General features: G+C 76.2%; 1 protein-coding gene. It reads right to left on the minus strand.

The features are described from left to right. Positions 1-191: 191 nt before the first annotated feature. Positions 192-2,453: SbcC/MukB-like Walker B domain-containing protein (locus ACTIDRAF_RS0218840; protein WP_016700285.1), on the minus strand; the 2,262-nt coding region annotated here is incomplete at its 5' end.

The raw sequence follows: 2,453 nt of genomic DNA on the forward strand, positions 1-2,453 counted from the left end.
GGCAGGGCAACCGGATTAGGCGGGCCGGGGCGGCCCGCCGTCTCCGCTGGCCAACCGGCCATGACGCGGCGATGACCCCCATCACCACCGAGCCGGGCACAGCGTCGCAAACCCGGCTATACGTTTCCTGCACGTCGTGCCGGCGGTGCTCCGCCATCCGGGGGAGCACCGACCGACCCTCCACACCGGGCTCAGGCGTCGTGCTGGGTGAGGTCCGCCCCGTCCCAGGTGGTGTGCGTGCAGGCGACCCCCGCGCCGCTCTTCGGGCGCAACACGTCGTAGATGTGCATGCGCGGGATCTTGGGGGACACTCCCCAGCCGCTGGGCCAGGTGATCAACCAGTCCATGTCCAGGTCCACCAGCAGCCCGAGCATCCGGGCGATCGTCGGGTCGTCCAGCCGTTCGAACGCCTCGTCGAGCAGCACCAGCCGCAGCGGCGCACCGGCCCGGGTGGTCCCCCCGCCGTCGCCCTCACCGACATCCACGGCGTCGTAGAAGGACGCGGCGGCGGCGAACAGGGCGACGTAGGACACCAGCCGGGTCTCCCCGGAGGACAACTGCCGCAGGCGGCGCACCCGGGGCCGGCCGTCCGGACCGTCGTCCCGCACCCGCACGGTGAAGGAGTGCCACCCCCGGTAGTCCAGCGCGCGGGTCAGGATCTCCGCGTACCCCCTGGCGTGGGCGTCCCGCTCGGACTCGATCCGCTCGGTCACCACCCGGCGGAGCAGCGCGTCCTGGTCGGGATCCCGTTCCCCCAACGGCGTGCGCACCAGGTCCAGCGCCTGCCGGGTGGCGTCGTCCAGCGCGGGGGAGGGGCGCCACTCCAACTGGACGTGCACGCCCTGTGAGGACCGGGCGCGGTCCAACACCGCGTTCATCCGCGCGCACAGGTCCTCCGCGACCGCGATCTGCCCGCGCAGCCGTTCCGCGAGATCCCGGATCAGGTAGTCCGCGAACACCGCCTGGTAGCGCTCGTTGAGGTAACCGCGCTGGGTGGCCAACCGGTCGCGGACCTGCCGCGCGGCCACCGCCACCGGCCGGGGGCCGTCCTCCCCGCTGACGGTGATGCCCAGGACACCGGCGTGCTCCGCCGCCGTGATGTCGTGGGTCCCGGCCAGCGCCACCTGGAGGGTCTGGAGCCGGGTGATGACGGTCGTCTCGCTCGCCGGGCGGCTCTCGGCGAGTTCGGACACCAGCGCCAGCGCCGCGCGCGGGTCCGCCGGCGGTTCGGTCGGGGGTTCGGCCGGCGAGTCCCCGTCCCGCGTCGGGGCTCCGTACGGCACGTCTCCTCGGGGCCGGCCGCTCGGCGTCACGGCGGCCGCCCAGGTGCCCGGGGAGCGTAGCGCGGCCGTGAAGGCCGTCGACGCGCGGTCCGCCTCGGTCTCCCGTTCCCCGAGCTGGCCCTGTTTGGTCTCCAACAGGGTCGCCAGCGTGGCGAGGCGTTCCCTGGCCGCCATCACCGCCTCCCGCGCGGCCGGCAGTTCCTCCCGGACCTCGGCCCGCCGCCGCTCCAGGTCGGACATCCGGCGGGCGGCGTTCTCGGCCTCGCCGCCCACGCTGCTGGTCAGCTCGTTCAGCGACCGCCGCTGTTCGGCGTAGGACCGGCAGGCGCGCAGCGCCAGCTCCTCGGCCTCGGCGCGGTCCGCGACCGCCGCCTGGTAGTGGGTGCCCGCCTCCGCCAGGTCGTCCACCGCGCCCACGCACCGCCCCACCAGCACGTCCCGCAGCTGCTCGACCCGGTCCCTCGCCTCGGTGGCGTGCCGGTGCGCCGCGTCGAGACCGGCGGCGTCCGGGGGCAGCCCCGCCTCGGTCGCCCGCTGCCGGAGCTCGGTCTCGGCCGCGTTCCACCGCTCCTCGGCGTGGCGGTGCTCCTCCCGGAGCCGCCGTGCCCTGTCCTCTGCGTCCGAGGCGGCCGCCGCCGCCCCCGCCAGCGCGGCGTGCGCCGCGACGAGCTCACCGTAGTCGGGGAAGGCGGCCAGCTGGCGGTCCAGCAGCTCCACCCGGGACCGCGCCTCCGCCTCGGCGCGTTCCGCGGCGGCCAGCGCCCCCCGGAGCTCGTGCAGCTCCTCCTCCAGCACGCCGATGCGCCGGGTCCTGGCCGCCTGCCGGGCGCCGGCGCCCACGAACTCGGCGGTGTCCTTCACACCCGCCCCGTAGAGCACTCCCGACCACCACCGGCCGTCCTCGGCGACGCTCAGCGGGGTGGGCTCCGTCGGCGCCCGGTCGGTCAGCGGGACGGACGCGAGGAGACGCCGCACCAGTTCCTCCGGCACCGGGCTGCTCGGGTCGACGGCGGGGGCCAGCACCTCGGCCAGGGTGCGGCGGCCATCCGCCGCCGGCTCCGGACCGGCGGCGGACCACGCCGTCGCCAGCAGGGTCCGCACCACCGGGTCCGCCGCGCGCGCGTCCACCGGGACCCACGCGGTGAGCAGCCCGCAGGAGTCGAGCGCGGC

This window comes from Actinoalloteichus spitiensis RMV-1378 (assembly GCF_000239155.1).
Lineage (GTDB): Bacteria > Actinomycetota > Actinomycetes > Mycobacteriales > Pseudonocardiaceae > Actinoalloteichus_B > Actinoalloteichus_B spitiensis.